Source organism: Lelliottia sp. RWM.1 (genome assembly GCF_016859735.1).
In the GTDB taxonomy this organism is placed as follows: Bacteria; Pseudomonadota; Gammaproteobacteria; order Enterobacterales; family Enterobacteriaceae; genus Enterobacter.
The window spans coordinates 65,949-82,186 of record NZ_WLVC01000007.1; the positions used below are offsets into that span (position 1 = coordinate 65,949).

14 protein-coding genes are annotated in these 16,238 nt (G+C 50.3%); 9 read left to right on the forward strand and 5 right to left on the reverse strand.

Annotated elements, in window-relative coordinates; all coding sequences use genetic code 11:
* Positions 1–228: 228 nt before the first annotated feature.
* Both pyrD and zapC read left to right on the forward strand, forming a co-directional pair.
* Entirely contained in the window at positions 229–1,239 is a 1,011-nt protein-coding gene (gene pyrD, locus GF617_RS08260) for a quinone-dependent dihydroorotate dehydrogenase (RefSeq protein ID WP_203451481.1), read from the forward strand.
* A 166-nt stretch (positions 1,240–1,405) separates the two neighbouring features.
* On the forward strand, positions 1,406–1,948 hold the full coding sequence (gene zapC / locus GF617_RS08265; RefSeq protein ID WP_203451482.1) for a cell division protein ZapC: 543 nt from the start codon (positions 1,406–1,408) through the stop codon (positions 1,946–1,948).
* On the opposite strand, the gene GF617_RS08270 is transcribed toward zapC, so the two are convergent.
* Positions 1,945–3,054 carry a YcbX family protein gene (locus tag GF617_RS08270; RefSeq protein WP_181622929.1) on the reverse strand — a complete coding sequence of 370 codons (1,110 nt, stop codon included), beginning with the start codon at positions 3,052–3,054 and terminating at the stop codon, positions 1,945–1,947. The genes zapC and GF617_RS08270 overlap by 4 nt on opposite strands.
* Positions 3,055–3,157: 103 nt before the next feature.
* Here GF617_RS08270 and rlmKL point away from each other — a divergent pair, with 103 nt between their 5' ends.
* The 6 genes from rlmKL to rmf all read left to right on the forward strand — a co-directional run bounded on the left by rlmKL (position 3,158) and on the right by rmf (position 11,083).
* On the forward strand, positions 3,158–5,266 hold the full coding sequence (rlmKL, locus tag GF617_RS08275) for a bifunctional 23S rRNA (guanine(2069)-N(7))-methyltransferase RlmK/23S rRNA (guanine(2445)-N(2))-methyltransferase RlmL (RefSeq protein WP_181622930.1): 2,109 nt from the start codon (positions 3,158–3,160) through the stop codon (positions 5,264–5,266).
* Between the two features lie 12 nt (positions 5,267–5,278).
* A complete protein-coding gene (locus GF617_RS08280; RefSeq protein ID WP_181622931.1) occupies positions 5,279–7,186 on the forward strand; it encodes an ABC transporter ATP-binding protein in 1,908 nt (635 codons plus the stop codon).
* 13 nt (positions 7,187–7,199) lie between these two features.
* Positions 7,200–8,453, forward strand: a complete 1,254-nt coding sequence (gene pqiA / locus GF617_RS08285) for a membrane integrity-associated transporter subunit PqiA (RefSeq protein ID WP_181622932.1) — start codon at positions 7,200–7,202, stop codon at positions 8,451–8,453.
* 4 nt (positions 8,454–8,457) lie between these two features.
* Positions 8,458–10,098 carry an intermembrane transport protein PqiB gene (gene pqiB / locus GF617_RS08290; RefSeq protein ID WP_181622933.1) on the forward strand — a complete coding sequence of 547 codons (1,641 nt, stop codon included), beginning with the start codon at positions 8,458–8,460 and terminating at the stop codon, positions 10,096–10,098.
* Positions 10,095–10,661 (forward strand): membrane integrity-associated transporter subunit PqiC, encoded by a 567-nt coding sequence (pqiC, locus tag GF617_RS08295; RefSeq protein ID WP_181622934.1) that lies wholly within the window; start codon positions 10,095–10,097, stop codon positions 10,659–10,661. The genes pqiB and pqiC overlap by 4 nt, the downstream gene beginning before the upstream one ends.
* Before the next feature lie 254 nt (positions 10,662–10,915).
* A complete protein-coding gene (gene rmf, locus GF617_RS08300) occupies positions 10,916–11,083 on the forward strand; it encodes a ribosome modulation factor (RefSeq protein WP_181622935.1) in 168 nt (55 codons plus the stop codon).
* Between the two features lie 76 nt (positions 11,084–11,159).
* On the opposite strand, the gene fabA is transcribed toward rmf, so the two are convergent.
* Both fabA and GF617_RS08310 read right to left on the reverse strand, forming a co-directional pair.
* Positions 11,160–11,678, reverse strand: a complete 519-nt coding sequence (fabA, locus tag GF617_RS08305) for a bifunctional 3-hydroxydecanoyl-ACP dehydratase/trans-2-decenoyl-ACP isomerase (RefSeq protein ID WP_042319996.1) — start codon at positions 11,676–11,678, stop codon at positions 11,160–11,162.
* A gap of 68 nt (positions 11,679–11,746) precedes the next feature.
* Positions 11,747–13,507 carry a Lon protease family protein gene (locus GF617_RS08310; protein WP_203451483.1) on the reverse strand — a complete coding sequence of 587 codons (1,761 nt, stop codon included), beginning with the start codon at positions 13,505–13,507 and terminating at the stop codon, positions 11,747–11,749.
* 186 nt (positions 13,508–13,693) lie between these two features.
* Here GF617_RS08310 and matP point away from each other — a divergent pair, with 186 nt between their 5' ends.
* On the forward strand, positions 13,694–14,146 hold the full coding sequence (gene matP / locus GF617_RS08315; protein WP_181622937.1) for a macrodomain Ter protein MatP: 453 nt from the start codon (positions 13,694–13,696) through the stop codon (positions 14,144–14,146).
* 64 nt (positions 14,147–14,210) lie between these two features.
* Here matP and ompA read toward each other — a convergent pair whose 3' ends face one another.
* Both ompA and sulA read right to left on the reverse strand, forming a co-directional pair.
* Positions 14,211–15,266 (reverse strand): porin OmpA, encoded by a 1,056-nt coding sequence (gene ompA, locus GF617_RS08320; protein WP_181622938.1) that lies wholly within the window; start codon positions 15,264–15,266, stop codon positions 14,211–14,213.
* A gap of 354 nt (positions 15,267–15,620) precedes the next feature.
* The gene (gene sulA / locus GF617_RS08325) at positions 15,621–16,130 is read right to left on the reverse strand and encodes an SOS-induced cell division inhibitor SulA (RefSeq protein ID WP_181622939.1); all 510 of its coding nucleotides are present in this window, start codon (positions 16,128–16,130) and stop codon (positions 15,621–15,623) included.
* Positions 16,131–16,238 lie beyond the last annotated feature (108 nt).

A 16,238-nucleotide genomic window follows, 5' to 3' on the forward strand; every position in this document is an offset into this window, starting at 1 on the left:
TGTTTGCTTTTATCTAACATTAATAACAATTTTCAGGAGTGTGACATTGCGGTGTTATTCCACTAAATGATTTATCTGCAATTAAAATGCAGAAAACTGCATAAAGAGAGGGCTGCGAAGTAAACGATTGCGTTTTACGCGTCTTTTTTGCCGCAGGTCAATTCCCTTTCTTGAGACAATCGCAGATAATACGCCCCCGGTTTGCACACCGGGAATCCAGGAGAGTTCATGTACTACCCCTTCGTTCGTAAAGCCCTTTTCCAGCTCGATCCAGAGCGCGCTCATGAATTTACATTTCAGCAATTACGCCGTATCACGGGTACGCCACTGGAAGCACTGGTGCGTCAGAACGTGCCAGAAAAACCTGTGCAATGCATGGGACTGACCTTCAAAAACCCACTGGGTCTGGCGGCGGGTCTGGATAAAAATGGCGAGTGCATTGATGCACTGGGTGCGATGGGGTTCGGCTCCATCGAAATCGGGACGGTGACACCGCGTCCGCAACCAGGTAATGATAAACCGCGTTTGTTCCGTTTGGTGGAAGCCGAAGGGTTGATCAACCGGATGGGCTTTAATAACCTTGGTGTTGATCATCTGGTTGAGAACGTTAAAAAAGCACATTTTGACGGCGTGTTAGGCATCAATATTGGCAAGAATAAAGACACGCCAGTAGAGCAGGGCAAAGACGACTATCTGATTTGTATGGAAAAAGTCTACGCTTATGCCGGTTATATTGCGGTGAATATTTCCTCACCGAATACGCCGGGGCTGCGCTCTTTGCAATATGGTGAAGCACTGGACGATCTGCTGAGTGCCATTAAAAATAAACAAAATGAGCTGCAGGCGATCCACCATAAATATGTTCCTGTCGCGGTTAAGATCGCTCCGGATCTTTCTGTCGAAGAATTGATCCAGGTGGCAGATAGTTTAGTTCGGCATAATATCGATGGTGTTATTGCAACCAATACCACCCTCGATCGTTCCCTGGTTCAGGGAATGAAAAACTGTGACGAAACGGGTGGTTTGAGTGGTCGTCCGGTACAATTAAAAAGTACAGAAATTATTCGTGCTCTGTCTGCCGAATTAAAAGGACAGCTTCCCATTATTGGTGTGGGTGGAATTGATTCTGTCATTGCTGCACGTGAGAAGGTTGCTGCCGGAGCATCTCTGGTTCAGATCTATTCTGGCTTTATTTTTAAAGGCCCGCAGTTGATTAAAGAAATCGTCACTCATATCTAATCTTTTCTCGTAATCAGACAACCAGGGCTTTATTTCCAGCCCTGGTTGTTTTATATTCCGTCACTGTTGCTTATTTAGACATTATGGTCTTTTATTATTGATGTTATAAACGAAGCGACAATCAGGACATTTTTAGAACAGGATGTTTCGGGGACGGGAGAGACAAATGCGAATTAAACCTGACGATAACTGGCGTTGGTATTTTTGCGACGAACATGATCGCATGATGCTGGATTTAGCCAATGGCATGTTGTTTCGCTCTCGTTTTGCACGCCGTATGCTTACTCCGGATGCGTTCGCCCCTTCAGGCTTTTGCGTCGATGATGCTGCGCTTTATTTCTCATTTGAAGAGAAATGCCGTGACCTTGAGCTGTCTAAAGAACAGCGTGCTGAACTGGTGCTAAACGCCCTGGTTGCTATCCGTTTCCTTAAACCCCAGATGCCTAAAAGCTGGCATTTTCTGGCGCACGGTATCAGCTGGATGCCGGTGACAGGTGATGCTGCCAGTGTGAGTCTCAGCGATACGGCGGAAGAGGTGAGTTTGCTGGTGGTTGAACCCGGTGAAAATGCAGCCTTGTGTTTGCTGGCGCAACCCAGTGTGACGATTGCCGGACGCATGATGCAGTTGGGTGATGCGATTAAAGTGATGAATGACAGGCTCAAACCACAGCTACGTGCAGATGCTTTCAGCCTTGAGCAAGCTGTTTAAGGTGCTAGCTGTAATGACGTTTTAGGCACACAGCTACAACAAAGGATTGTACCATCGTCCCCAATGGCTGATTTCTTCAGCGCAGTGACTTCCCCTTCAACCAGCGTCACACGGCAACACCCGCAGATCCCCGCGCGACATGAATACGGAACGCGAATACCTGCCTGTTCGAGTTGCTCAAGCAACACCTGCTGATTATTCCCGCGCAGCGTTTGCCCTTGCCACTGAAGCGTCACTGCACGTGTTGGGTGAACTTCCACCTTGACCGTTTCTTCTGTCACTCCGGTCCCATACGCTTTGCCAGGACCTGTTGCGAGGATCTCGACTTCATCACCCACGCGAATCATGCCGCTGTTACGCGGGATCAGATTCTGTCCAAAATCAACATCGCCGTTATCCTGCGCTGTCCGGAAAGATTGCAGTGTTTTAAGTGGCTCGCCGGACGGGTGTTTTTGGCCTTTCTCGGGGCTGACCGTGGTAAAGATGCAGCGACTACAGGGCTTCACTACATCAAAAATCACGCTACCGATACGAATGACTTTCCAGGTGTCCTCTTCCCACGCCTGTGCTCCTGTAACGACCAGGTTAGGACGGAACTGTTCCATTTGAACGCTCGCTTTGCATCGGTTTTGCACATCACGCAGAGATGCTTCACTGGTAAGCAGGAACGGGAATCCATCAGCGAAGGAGAGTGGAACCGCTTCATAGCGCTTCACTCGCCGGGTCAGTTCGGGGCCGACCCAACGTAGCTGGACGCTACGGGAGAAAAAGCCACTCAACCACTGATTGATCTCATCAGGCGCGATACGGGCAGTGAAATGGTTACCCCAGACTTCGGTCGGCGCATCGACAGGCGCAAAATCACTAAAGCGGACGACGACGCTGGAATCATCGGGGGCAGTCAGGTGTAAACCATCATACAAAGGGGATGGTGTAAAGCGCACCATTTGTGGAAACTGACGTGCCGTAATAAAGGTTCCGTCTGGTTCAGTTACCATGAAAATGCGATCAAAGGCGAAACCGCTGACGTCAGCAAGCGCATGAGTCAGGCCAATGCCGCGCATTGATTTGACCGGATGAATAAAAAGCCTGGATAACGTCACCACTGTTCATACCCTCGAACGAATGAAAATAAGCCCTCAACTTTATGACATACACTCCATATTAGCTATAATGCGCAGCAATTTTCTTAGAGTAATAAGTGACGATATGAATTCTCTGTTTGCCAGTACGGCCCGTGGGCTGGAAGAGCTGTTAAAAACTGAACTTGAAGGCCTGGGGGCGCAAGCCTGTCAGGTGGTTCAGGGTGGTGTCCACTTTGAGGGCGACACGCGGCTTATTTACCAGAGCCTGATGTGGAGTCGCCTGGCGTCGCGCATCATGCTGCCTCTGGGCGCATGTAAGGTTTATAGCGATCTTGACTTGTACCTTGGCGTACAGGCCATTGACTGGACAGAGATTTTTGCACCAGATGCAACTTTCGCCGTGCATTTTAGTGGGCTGAATGACGAAATTCGTAACAGCCAGTACGGTGCGCTGAAGGTAAAAGATGCGATTGTCGACAGCTTCACCCGTAAAAACCTGGAGCGTCCGAATGTCGATCGTGAAAATCCCGATCTGCGCATTAACGTGTGGCTCAACAAAGAAACGGCGAATATCTCCCTGGATCTGTGCGGAGAAGGTCTCCACCAGCGTGGTTACCGCGATCGTGCGGGTATCGCGCCGATCAAAGAGAACCTGGCAGCAGCAATAGTGATGCGTTCAGGCTGGCAGGCCGGTACACCTCTGCTCGATCCGATGTGTGGCTCTGGCACGTTACTCATTGAAGCAGCAATGCTGGCAACAGACCGGGCTCCGGGTCTGCATCGTGGACACTGGGGTTTTAGTGGATGGGCGCAGCATGACGAGGCCATCTGGAAAGAAGTCAAAGCCGAAGCGCAGGTTCGCGCTCGTAAAGGGCTGGCGGATTACACGTCGCATTTCTATGGTTCAGACAGTGATTCTCGGGTCATTGAGCGTGCGCGCAGCAACGCCCGTCGCGCAGGTATCGCCGATCTTGTCACCTTTGAGGTGAAGGATGTGGCGCAGCTCAGCAATCCTCTGCCAAAAGGCCCCTACGGAACGGTAATCAGTAACCCGCCGTACGGTGAACGTCTTGATAGTGAACCTGCGCTGATTGCCCTGCATAGCTTGTTGGGTCGCACGATGAAAGACGCTTTCGGTGGCTGGAATTTGTCACTGTTTAGTGCCTCCCCGGAGCTGCTGAGTTGCCTGCAACTGCGTGCTGAGCGTCAGTTCAAAGCCAAAAATGGTCCACTGGACTGCGTGCAGAAAAACTACCATCTGACGGAAAAAGAGGGTGATAGTAAGCCATCATCTGTGGCGGAAGATTATGCTAACCGCCTGCGTAAGAACCTGAAAAAATTTGAAAAATGGGCGAAGCAGGAAGGAATCGAATGCTACCGCTTATATGATGCAGACCTGCCAGAATATAACGTTGCCGTTGACCGCTATGCGGACTGGATTGTGGTGCAGGAGTATGCTCCACCAAAAACCGTTGATGCGCAGAAAGCACGTCAGCGTCTGTTAGATATTATTGCTGCCACTATCAGTGTGCTTGGTATTGCGCCAAACAAGCTGGTTCTGAAAACCCGTGAGCGCCAGAAAGGGAAAAATCAGTATCAGAAGATGGGTGAAAAAGGTGATTTTATCGAAGTGGGCGAATACAACGCTCGCCTTTGGGTCAACCTGACTGATTACCTGGATACAGGTCTGTTCCTTGACCACCGCATCGCACGTCGTATGTTGGGTCAGATGAGTAAAGGTAAAGATTTCCTTAACTTGTTCTCCTATACCGGCAGCGCCAGCGTGCATGCTGGGCTTGGTGGCGCACGCAGCACGACCACCGTGGATATGTCCCGCACGTATCTGGAGTGGGCAGAGCGCAACCTGCGTCTGAATGGGCTTACCGGTCGCCCACATCGTCTGCTTCAGGCGGATGTGCTGGGTTGGCTGCGTGAGACAGATGAGCAGTTTGATCTGATCTTCATCGACCCACCGACATTCTCTAACTCCAAGCGAATGGAAGATACCTTTGACGTCCAGCGCGATCATTTGCGTCTGATGACCGATCTAAAACGTCTGCTGCGTAAAGGCGGCACGATTATGTTCTCGAACAACAAACGCGGCTTCCGCATGGATAATGACGGGCTGGCAGCACTGGGATTGAAAGCACAAGAAATTAGCCAAAAAACGCTGTCTCAGGACTTTGCCCGTAATCGTCAAATCCACAACTGCTGGTTGATTACCGCAGTCTGAAAGGAAAAATAAATGTCACTAATTAGCATGCACGGCGCCTGGCTGTCTTTCAGCGATGCGCCCCTTCTCGATGATACTGAACTGCACATCGAAGATAATGAACGAGTCTGTCTGGTAGGCCGTAACGGTGCGGGTAAATCCACGCTGATGAAGATCCTTAACCGTGAGCAAGGTCTGGATGACGGACGTATTGTATACGAGCAGGATCTGATTGTTTCCCGCTTGCAGCAGGATCCGCCGCGCAATGTTGCGGGTAGCGTGTATGACTTTGTCGCAGAAGGGATCTCTGAACAGGCGGAATACCTGAAGAGTTATCACGACATCTCACATCTGGTGATGACCGATCCAAGCGAGAAAAACCTCAATGAGATGGCGCGCTTACAGGAACTGCTGGATCACCACGGACTGTGGCAACTGGAAAGCCGCATCACCGAGGTTCTGGAGCAGTTGGGCCTGGAAGCTGATATGGAACTGGCGTCTCTCTCTGGTGGCTGGTTGCGTAAAGCGGCACTGGGCCGCGCGCTGGTAAGTGGTCCGAAAGTGTTGCTGCTGGACGAGCCAACTAACCACCTGGACATTGAAGCTATCGACTGGCTGGAGGGGTTCCTGAAGACCTTTAACGGCACGATTATCTTTATCTCGCATGACCGTTCGTTTATTCGCAACATGGCGACCCGTATTGTCGATCTCGATCGCGGCAAGCTGGTCACCTATCCAGGTGATTACGATACGTATCTGCTGGAAAAAGAAGAGAACCTGCGCGTTGAAGAACTCCAGAATGCTGAGTTTGACCGCAAGCTGGCGCAAGAAGAAGTCTGGATCCGTCAGGGGATCAAAGCGCGTCGTACCCGTAATGAAGGCCGTGTCCGCGCCCTGAAAGCGATGCGTAATGAACGCAGTGCGCGCCGTGAAGTGATGGGCAGCGCGAAGATGCAGGTTGAAGAGGCGTCCCGCTCCGGAAAAATTGTCTTTGAAATGGAAGACGTTAACTATCAGGTGGACGGAAAAGTGTTGGTCAAAGACTTTTCTGCCCAGGTACAGCGTGGCGATAAAATTGCCCTGATTGGCCCTAACGGCTGCGGTAAAACTACGCTACTCAAACTGATGTTAGGCCAGTTACAGGCTGATAGCGGACGCGTGCATTGCGGCACGAAACTGGAAGTGGCGTACTTCGACCAACACCGTGCTGAGCTGGATCCGGACAGAACGGTGATGGACAACCTTGCCGAGGGTAAACAGGAAGTGATGGTGAACGGGAAGCCACGCCATGTACTGGGCTATTTGCAGGACTTCCTGTTCCATCCTAAACGTGCCATGACGCCTGTCCGTGCGTTATCCGGTGGTGAGCGTAACCGTCTTTTGCTGGCCCGTTTATTCCTGAAACCAAGTAACCTGTTGATTCTTGATGAACCGACGAACGATCTGGATGTCGAAACCCTGGAACTGCTGGAAGAGCTGATCGATGGTTATCAGGGTACGGTGATGCTGGTGAGTCACGATCGTCAGTTCGTTGACAACACCGTAACCGAGTGCTGGATTTTTGAAGGTGAAGGGCGTATTGGTCAGTACGTCGGCGGGTATCACGATGCACGCGGACAGCAATCTCAGTCGCTCATACAAAAACAGTCAAAACTCAAAGTGGGAACGGAACCTGTTGTCGCAAAAGCAGAAACTGTTAAAAAACCGACTGTGAAAATGAGCTATAACCTGCAACGCGAACTCGAAGGGCTGCCTCAGCGTCTTGAGGAGCTGGAAGCGTCACTCGAAGCTCTGCAAATTCAGGTAGCAGATGCCTCCTTCTTTACGCAGTCGCACGACTATACTCAGAAAATATTGGCAGAGCTTACCCAGGCTGAACAGGCACTGGAGGAAGCATTTGAACGCTGGGAGTACCTTGAGTCTCTGAAAAACGGCGTATAAACAGGGATAACATATGTGTGACCAGCACCATGCCGACCGGCATATATTATGCTCGCAATGCGATATGCTCGTGGCGCTGCCAGAGCTGGGTCACGGACATAAAGCTCTCTGCCCACGTTGTGGCGCTACGCTGACAACAGAGTGGGACGCGCCAAGGCAGCGTCCCACTGCTTATGCTATTGCTGCCTTGTTCATGTTGTTGCTCTCGAATCTCTTCCCCTTCATTTATATGAAGGTGGGAGGGATAACCAGCCAGGTTGATTTACTCGAAATACCTGGCGTGATGTTCTCAGAAAATTACGCCAGCCTGGGCACGTTTTTTCTCCTGTTTGTCCAGATTGTTCCGGCTTTTTGTCTGGTGGTGATCCTGCTGCTGGTTAATCGTGTGCGGATGCCTGCTGCTCTCAAAATAAAACTCGCGCGGATCCTGTTTCAGCTGAAAAGCTGGGGAATGGCGGAGATTTTTCTGGCGGGGATTCTGGTTAGTTTTGTGAAGCTAATGGCGTATGGCGATGTAGGAATCGGTAGCAGTTTTGTTCCCTGGTGCTTGTATTGTGTACTACAGTTACGGGCTTTTCAGTGCGTAGACAGACGTTGGGCGTGGGATGACATTGCACCAGCACCGACATTCCCACAGACGGTAAAAGTGGGAGTGCCGGGGATCCGCCAGGGGCTACGTTCATGTTCCTGCTGTACCGCGGTTTTGCCTGCCGGGATGGATGTGTGCCCGCGCTGCGGCACAAGAGGTCATGTACGGCGTAAGAATAGTCTCCAGTGGACGATGGCCCTGCTGGTGACATCCATCATGCTTTATCTACCTGCCAACATATTGCCCATTATGATCACCGATTTGCTCGGCGATAAAATGCCATCAACAATTATGGCGGGTGTCATATTGTTATGGGGGGAAGGGTCGTATCCCGTAGCACTGGTGATTTTCATTGCCAGCATTATGGTTCCCACATTAAAAATGATCGCGATCGCCTGGCTTTGCTGGGATGCGAAGGGACACGGTAAGCGCGACAGTGAGCGCATGCACCTGATTTATGAAGTTGTTGAATTTGTCGGTCGCTGGTCAATGATTGATGTTTTTGTCATTGCCGTCCTGTCGGCGCTGGTGCGTATGGGAGGACTGATGAGTATTTATCCCGCTATGGGGGCGCTGATGTTTGCGCTGGTCGTTATTATGACCATGTTTGCGGCCATGACCTTCGACCCTCGTTTATCGTGGGATCGTGAGCCAGAGTCAAGCCATGAGGAAGAGTAAGAGCATGGAAAATAAGAGTGGAGAGGCTAAAGTGCAGAAGGTCAAAAACTGGTCTCCGGTATGGATCTTCCCAATCGTAACTGCACTGATTGGTGCATGGATACTGTTTTATCATTACAGTCACCAGGGGCCGGAAGTCACGCTTATCACCACAAATGCAGAGGGAATTGAAGGGGGTAAAACCACCATCAAAAGCCGTAGCGTAGATGTGGGGGTCGTGGAAACGGCAACCCTGACTGATGATTTGACCCATGTTGAAATCAAGGCTCGTCTGAATGCTGGAATGGAAAAACTGTTGCACAGTGATTCCGTATTCTGGGTTGTAAAACCACAGATTGGTCGTGAGGGTATCAGTGGTTTGGGGACGTTACTTTCCGGGGCTTACATTGAGCTGCAGCCGGGAAACAAGGGCAACGCACCCGGAAAATATAATCTTCTGGATTCACCGCCACTTGCTCCGCCGGATGCAAAAGGTATCCGTGTGATCCTCGACAGCAAAAAAGCCGGTCAGTTAACGGCGGGTGATCCCGTATTGTTCCGCGGCTATCGCGTTGGCTCTGTTGAGACGAGTTCGTTTGACCCGCAAAAAAGAACCATCAGTTATCAACTGTTTATCAATGCACCTAACGACCGGCTGGTGACCAGTAACGTCCGTTTCTGGAAAGACAGCGGGATCGCGGTGGATCTGACATCGGCGGGTATGCGTGTAGAAATGGGATCCTTAACCACGCTCTTTGGCGGTGGTGTAAGTTTTGATGTACCGGAAGGTATGGATCTCGGTCAGCCTGTTGCAGAAAAGACGCCGTTCAGGCTGTTTGATGATCAGAAAAGCATTCAGGATGCTCTCTATACCGATCACATTGACTACCTGATGTTCTTTAAAGACTCGGTTCGCGGTTTGCAGCCGGGAGCGCCTGTTGAGTTCCGTGGCATTCGTCTGGGGACCGTTGGGCAAGTTCCGTTCTTTGTTCCTGGACTTCGTCAGGTCCTGGATGATGATTACCGTATCCCTGTTCTGATCCGTATTGAACCTGAGCGTCTCATCAACCAGATTGGTGAAAATCAGGATATTGGCGCGCACATCACTGAATTAATGAACCGTGGCCTGCGCGGGTCGCTGAAAACCGGTAACCTGGTAACGGGGGCACTGTATGTGGATATGGACTTCTATCCGAAAGCACCTGCAATTACCGGTATCCGCGAATTTGGCGGCTACAAGATTATCCCAACAGTGAGTAGCGGCCTTGCGCAGATCCAGCAGCGTCTTATGGAAACACTGGATAAGATTAATAATCTGCCACTGAATCCGATGATTGAAGCCGCAACAAGCTCGCTGAGTGAGAGCCAGGCGACGATGCGCCGTCTGCAGACCACGCTGGATAATATCAACAAGATCACTGCAAGCCAGTCTATGCAGCAATTGCCGCAGGATATGCAGAAAACATTGCGCGAGCTGAATCGCAGTATGCAGGGCTTCCAGCCGGGCTCGGCTGCCTATAACAAGATGGTGGCAGATATGCAACGTCTTGATCAGGTTTTACGTGAACTGCAGCCTGTGCTTAAAACGCTCAATGAGAAGAGCAATGCGCTGGTGTTTGAAGCGAAAGACAAAAAGGATCCTGAGCCGAAGAGGGCAAAAGAATGAAAAAGTGGCTATTGATTGTTGGCGCTCTGTTTTTAACGGCCTGCAGTTCTGGTGTCGAAAATAAGAGTTACTATCAGTTGCCCCTCTCGACGCAGACAGGGGGGCAAAGCACGGCCAGCCAGGGTAATCGCCTGCTATGGGTAGAGCAAGTCGCTGTGCCTGATTATCTCGCCGGTAATGGTGTGGTCTATCAGACCAGCGATGTGCAGTACGTTATTGCCACGAATAACCTGTGGGCCAGCCCGCTTGACCAGCAGTTGCGTAATACGCTGGTTGCCAATCTTGGGAGCCAGCTCCCAGGCTGGGTTGTCGCCTCACAGCCTCTGGGAAGTGATCAGGACACCCTGAATGTTACCGTGACAGGATTCCATGGTCGCTATGATGGCAAAGTGGTGATAAGCGGTGAGTGGCTATTAAACCATCAGGGGCAGTTGATTAAACGTCCTTTCCATCTTGAGTTGAAACAGCAAAAAGATGGATACGACGAGATGGTGAAAGTGTTAGCGCAAGGGTGGGCGCAAGAATCGGCCAGTATCGCTCGTGAGATTTCGCCGCTTCCATAAGTAAAATTCATCGACATAAGGCGCGGTCAGCAACACGCTGATTGCGCTTTTTTTTTCGTTTTGACTTCAGCTTGTTACCTGTGCCGCATCACATTTTTTGTACAAATGGTTTTTTGTATAGCTCACAAATATGACACTGGCGTGAATTTTGCGCATTGACGCTGAGAGTGATTCGGGTTATTCGTTATCTGTGGTTGCACATTTTGCAGCCACTGTTTTCTTTCCACCAGACCAAAGAATGAGGGAAACGAGGCATGAAGAGACAGAAACGAGATCGCCTGGAACGGGCTCATCAACGTGGTTATCAGGCGGGCATCGCCGGACGCTCAAAAGAAATGTGTCCTTATCAGACGATAAATCAAAGGTCACAATGGTTGGGAGGCTGGCGAGAAGCCATCGGAGACAGGGTAATTCTTGCTTGATGACGTCTCTTTAGAAACAGAAACCTCCGCAATGCGGAGGTTTCGCCTTTTCTGGTGATGTAAAACAGAAAAGTAATTAGAAAGCAGACGTATCCTGGAACAAGCCAACTTTCAGATCGTTTGCGGTGTAAATCAGGCGGCCATCAACCAGCACTTCGCCATCCGCCAGGCCCATAATAAGACGACGGTTAACAATGCGTTTGAAGTGAATACGGTAGGTGACTTTCTTCGCAGAAGGCAGAACCTGACCGGTGAATTTCACTTCACCTACACCCAGTGCGCGGCCTTTGCCTTCGCCGCCGAGCCAGCCCAGATAGAAGCCAACCAACTGCCACATTGCATCAAGGCCCAGGCAACCTGGCATTACCGGATCGCCAATAAAGTGGCAACCGAAGAACCACAGGTCCGGATTGATATCGAGTTCCGCTTCTACGTAGCCCTTATCGAAATTGCCGCCTGTTTCGGTCATTTTCACGACACGGTCCATCATCAGCATGCTCGGAGCCGGTAACTGTGGGCCTTTAGCGCCAAACAGTTCACCGCGACCAGAGGCAAGAAGGTCTTCTTTTGTATAGGATTCGCGTTTATCTACCATGTTCTCAGTAAGCCTTATTTTAGTGAAGCACGCAGGATAGCTAACACGTGTACGCTGAACAAGTCCGATCAGTTCGGATTAAACCAGCCTAGCCAGCGTAACGGCCATGGATAACGATGACGAGCGTCCTGCTGTGTTGCCTGAGCGATACGTTCCTGTATCGTCTGCATCAATGTTGTTTGACCTTCACCATCCCATACCAGATTAGTCAGTAAAGGAAGAGCATCCTCAATGCCTTCAATGGCCCAGATAGCGAATTGCTCCTGTTCCACGGCGTTAAGAAGCTCCTGGCTCAGACTCAAGTGGCGAGCGTTGGCCGCAGGGACAATGACACCCTGCTTGCCATTAAGACCACGTTGCTGGCAGATAGAGAAGAAACCTTCAATTTTTTCATTCAGCCCGCCAACAGGCTGCGCACGACCAAACTGATCGACGGAACCAGTGATGGCGATATTCTGGTTGATTGGCACTTCAGCCAGGGCGCTGATGAGCGCGCACAGCTCAGCCATTGAGGCGCTGTCACCATCGACTTCACTGTAGGACTGCTCAAAAGTCAGTGAAGCAGAGAAGGGGATTTGCTGCTCAAGTTGCAGCTCCGACATCAGGAACGCCTGCATGATCATCATGCCTTTAGCATGAATATTGCCGCCAAGTTCTGCTTTACGTTCGATGTCTGTAAATTCACCGTCACCAACATGCACGACGCAACTGATACGTGAAGGTTCACCAAACGCACGAGGATGGCCTGGGAACTCAATGACCGACAGGGCATTGATTTGGCCGATGCGCTCGCCTTCGGTTTCTACCAGAATCTGTTCGAGCAGAATTTCATCCTGCATACGATCAGCGAGATAGCCTTCACGCCACTCGCGCTGTGCAAGCATTTGGGTAAGCTGCTCCCCTGTAAAGGAGCCTTCTCCGCTTATGACTCCCACTTCGCGAAGTTGTTTGCTGATCCACAGTGGGCAAAGCGGCAATGTTTCCTGATCGCCTGTATAGCGGACTGCCTCACGAATTAAGCCAGGCCAGGCGTCAGTCGCCGGTGTCGGTAATTGATAGCGTGTTGCAACGGACATCACCCATTGACACCACTGGGCCATATCATCACCGTCGGCAATCTGAAGATTGTCTTCGTATTCGGTGTAGACGGCGAGATCGGCTAGTTCTGGCTCCATCTCCTGAAAATCGGCCAGCGATTCACGATCGCCTGTCAGTACCACTGTGAGTGACAACGGCATTGATGGGATAGCAACGGGTAATGGGCGAGACTCATCATATCCGACCCAGTCAAAACGTTGCTGGCTGACAATCGTTTTCAGGCGCATCCATAGCAGCGGTTGGGCAAGAAGCGTGCGCAGAGCGATGATTAGCACACCACCGTTCGCTCGATGTACGAGACCAGGCTGCAGTGATAATTCGCCGTTGAATTGGCGCAGACAGCCAAACAGTTGTTCAGCTTCGACCCAATTAGCGGTGATCACTTCGCCTTTTGCCGCAAAGCGGTCATCAGCCTTCAAAGCGGGTTCGAAAGTAACATCACGCCCAGCGATACGATATTGACCACCATAGACTGAGTCCGTTTCTGGCTGCAACTGACGCATTGCATCACCCAGAAGTGTCAGGTACTCGGCTTCTTCCGGAGCTTTGAGCAGCATGAAAGGAGATGTTGCCCATGGGCTTAACACCTGCTCCAGCGCATAATGCAAACGTGGTTGTGTCTCGCTGAGTATGAATTCGTTTTCTTTGGTGAGTTCTGGCTGTGCAAACAGTTCCTGATAGCTCTCGGTATCTGGAACCAGGTCACGCCATGCAAGTTTCGTAATGGTCAAAGTTGATGTTTTTTAGTCAGATGTAAAACCGTGGAGTATACCGTAAGCGGTGGATTCTGCCCATGCGGTATTCTGCATTTCCGGCAGCGAAAGCACCGTATCGATTCACAGGATATGATTTCTTTTCAGCAGATTGCCAAAAAACTGATATTCTGAACAGAGTTACGTGGTAACACTGAGAACGCAATGAAATATCAACAACTGGAAAACCTCGAAAGCGGATGGAAATGGAAGTACCTGGTCAAAAAGCATCGTGAAGGCGAGCTGATCACCTGCTATATCGAAGCCAGCGCGGCGAAAGACGCAGTGGATATTTTGCTGACCTTAGAAAATGAACCGGTGAAGGTTAATAGCTGGATAGAGAAGCATATCAATCCGGCGTTACTGAACCGGATGAAGCAAACTATCCGCGCTCGCCGTAAACGGCATTTTAATGCTGAGCATCAGCATACCCGCAAAAAGTCTATCGATCTGGAGTTTATGGTCTGGCAGCGACTGGCAGGGCTTGCTCAGCGGCGTGGAAAAACACTATCTGAAACGATTGTGCAACTGATTGAAGATGCCGAGCACAAAGAAAAGTATGCGAGCCAGATGTCGACACTGAAGAACGATTTACAGGCGCTGCTGGGTAAAAAATAGCGTTTCACTTTTCTTTGGACAATAAAAAACCCCGCTATGCGGGGTTTTTTTTAAAGACGATAACTTATGCCGCTGGCTGAGTTACAACGTCTTTGATGCCTTTAACTTCGATCTCAACGCGACGATCTGGAGCCAGGCAATCGATCAGTGCAGCGCGAGCTTTCACGTTGTCACAGGTAGAACCGGTAACTGGGTTAGATTTACCCATACCACGTGGAGAGATCTTGTTAGCTGGGATACCTTTAGAGATCAGGTAATCAACAACAGACTGAGCACGTTTTTCAGACAGATTCTGGTTGTAAGCGTCAGAACCGATACGGTCAGTGAAGCCCAGAACTACTACAGAACCATCTTTAGGATCCAGGTTGCTCAGCTGAGAGTACAGCTGATCAAGCGCCTGCTGACCTTCTGGTTTCAGAGTTGCTTTGTTGAAGTTGAACAGAACGTCAGACTTCAGAGTGAAGTGCTTGGTCTGTACTTCTGGAGCTGGAGCCGGAGCCGGAGCAACTACTGGCGCTGCTTCTTCCTGCTGGCCGAAACGGTAGGAAACACCTACGCTCAGCATGCCGTTGTCTGGACGAACACCAACGGTGTTGCCGTCGCCAATGTTGTTAACCCACTGGTATTCCAGACGAGTAGCGATATCACGGGTCACAGCCCACTCAACACCACCAGCGAATACTGGGGAAACACCAGTGTCGTGGTTGTCACCAGCAATGTTGTTGCTGGAGTCAGCGCGCCATACCATGCCGCCCAGACGGGTGTACACGTCCAGATCGTCAGTTACTGGGTAACCCAGTTTAGCGGTCAGCTGAACGCCTTGAGCTTTGAAAGCGCCATTTACGGTGTCGCCTTTGTATGGCATACGACCTAACCAGTCGTAACCCATTTCAAAACCAACATACGGGTTAACCTGATAGCCACCGAACGCACCTGCACCGAGCTGGCTTTCGTGAGTTGGGCCGTCGTTGTTCAGGGAGCTGTTGTACCAGCCAGTGTCATGGAACTGAGACCAGCCCAGTTTACCACCTGCATACCAGGTATTATCTTTCGGAGCGGCCTGCGCTACGGTAGCGAAGCCAGCCAGTGCCACTGCAATCGCGATAGCTGTCTTTTTCATTTTTTGCGCCTCGTTATCATCCAAAATTTGCCATGAAAATCTCAAGGAGAAATCACGGTTAAATCCTTCACCTGGGGGCGTGGTCAAATATAAGTCTACCGATATCTTCGGCTTAGGCCGAGCACCCCTGGCGATGTAAAGTCTACAACGTAGCTAGAAACTTACAAGTGTGAACTCCGTCAGGCATATGAAAAAAAAAGTTCCGTATACCTATTATTTAACATTTTTTGAACGGATTTTGTGCAGTAAAATTAATGAGAACCGCACCAGACAAGCCTTGCCGCAGTTTTACCGCATTGAACTAATTGCGCGTCTTGTGGTCGAAAAAAATTCCAAGAAAAATCTCAATTTTACTCAATGATACAAATTAGAGTGAATTTTTAGCCCAGACAGGTGTCCTTTGCCGTGAGGAACAGGGCGAATAGGTCTCATGATAAAACCGATCGCATCACCTTCTTCTGCAGCTTCAGCCAGCCGATAATGTTCTTCTTCCGTCAATTCTTCCGGCAACCAGCCAATTACCACACTGTAGTTTCCGGTACGTAATGCCCGGATCATCGACTCAACTGTATCGCACGGCGAGAGTTGATTAATCTGCATCACCTTTGTCAGCGGGAGTCCTGCTGATTGAACCCATTCGCGGCTCAATTTTTGCTGGGGTGTTAGCCAAAGCTGCCAGCGAGATTGTTGACCAAGCTGCTGCAATAACGGCAGCAATAAGAGTTGCGTTAACAGGGGCTGGTCTTCACGGTAAACCACTTCGCTGATAAGCCCTGTTGAAACGCGCTCGACGGATTTCTGCGCGACATTGCCTGCGGTAGAAGAGAAAGATGTTGAGCGATTTGCATAGCCTGAAGTGTACATAATCATTCCAGCCCTGTAGTTACTGTATGAATATACAGTAACCCCTGTGTGCCTAAAGATCAACCTCATTTTCGGAAAGCAACTCGCAAATTTTGTTTGTTGTTGGCA

Excerpts from the sequence above, each read along its gene's own strand:
- pyrD (WP_203451481.1), top strand. The coding sequence starts at position 229 with ATGTACTACCCCTTCGTTCGTAAAGCCCTTTTCCAGCTCGATCCAGAG.
- zapC (WP_203451482.1), top strand. The coding sequence starts at position 1,406 with ATGCGAATTAAACCTGACGATAACTGGCGTTGGTATTTTTGCGACGAA.
- rlmKL (WP_181622930.1), top strand. The coding sequence starts at position 3,158 with ATGAATTCTCTGTTTGCCAGTACGGCCCGTGGGCTGGAAGAGCTGTTA.
- GF617_RS08280 (WP_181622931.1), top strand. The coding sequence starts at position 5,279 with ATGTCACTAATTAGCATGCACGGCGCCTGGCTGTCTTTCAGCGATGCG.
- pqiA (WP_181622932.1), top strand. The coding sequence starts at position 7,200 with ATGTGTGACCAGCACCATGCCGACCGGCATATATTATGCTCGCAATGC.
- pqiB (WP_181622933.1), top strand. The coding sequence starts at position 8,458 with ATGGAAAATAAGAGTGGAGAGGCTAAAGTGCAGAAGGTCAAAAACTGG.
- pqiC (WP_181622934.1), top strand. The coding sequence starts at position 10,095 with ATGAAAAAGTGGCTATTGATTGTTGGCGCTCTGTTTTTAACGGCCTGC.
- rmf (WP_181622935.1), top strand. The coding sequence starts at position 10,916 with ATGAAGAGACAGAAACGAGATCGCCTGGAACGGGCTCATCAACGTGGT.
- fabA (WP_042319996.1), bottom strand. The coding sequence starts at position 11,678 with ATGGTAGATAAACGCGAATCCTATACAAAAGAAGACCTTCTTGCCTCT.
- matP (WP_181622937.1), top strand. The coding sequence starts at position 13,694 with ATGAAATATCAACAACTGGAAAACCTCGAAAGCGGATGGAAATGGAAG.
- ompA (WP_181622938.1), bottom strand. The coding sequence starts at position 15,266 with ATGAAAAAGACAGCTATCGCGATTGCAGTGGCACTGGCTGGCTTCGCT.
- sulA (WP_181622939.1), bottom strand. The coding sequence starts at position 16,130 with ATGTACACTTCAGGCTATGCAAATCGCTCAACATCTTTCTCTTCTACC.